This is a genomic window from Stenotrophomonas maltophilia group sp. RNC7 (assembly GCF_030910085.1).
Classification (GTDB): Bacteria; Pseudomonadota; Gammaproteobacteria; order Xanthomonadales; family Xanthomonadaceae; genus Stenotrophomonas; species Stenotrophomonas sepilia.
Genome location: NZ_JAVFVN010000043.1, coordinates 1 through 521, shown reverse-complemented (window position 1 = coordinate 521; position 521 = coordinate 1). Strand labels below are relative to the sequence as shown.

The window sequence follows — 521 nt, the reverse complement described above, 5'->3', positions numbered from 1 at the left end:
TGGGATTACCGTCTCAGCCGCGCATTGGTAGCAGCATTTTGCGGCGCAGGCCTCGCTCTTTCCGGCGCGATCATGCAGTCGCTTTTGCGTAATCCCCTGGCGGAGCCATACGTTCTGGGCATTTCCGCGGGTGCGTCAACGGGCGCTGTAACGGTTGTAATTCTCGGCATTGGCGCTGGCGCTGTTTCCTTGTCGGCGGGCGCATTCGTTGGCGCGTTTTCGGCCTTTTTCTTCGTTGCCCTTCTCTCAAATGGTACGCGCGGCGACGCGGATCGTACCATCCTGGCGGGCGTCGCTGCATCGCAGCTTTTCAACGCCGCAACCTCCTATATCGTCACCACATCCGGTAATGCACAGCAGGCGCGCGACGTGATGTTCTGGTTGCTTGGCAGCTTCGGGGGCGTCCGTTGGCCGGAATTCATGCTGGTATCTGTCGTCATCACTCTCGGTCTTATCGCCTGTCTTCTCTATAGCCATGTTCTGGATGCATTTGCTTTCGGGGATGAGGCCGCCTCCTCGCT

At 58.9% G+C, this 521-nt stretch carries 1 protein-coding gene; it reads left to right on the top strand.

Translation table 11 applies throughout. The features are described 5' to 3' along the window. Window positions 1-521 (top strand): iron ABC transporter permease (locus RCF13_RS00230; protein WP_308140674.1); only part of this gene is annotated, 521 nt, incomplete at both ends.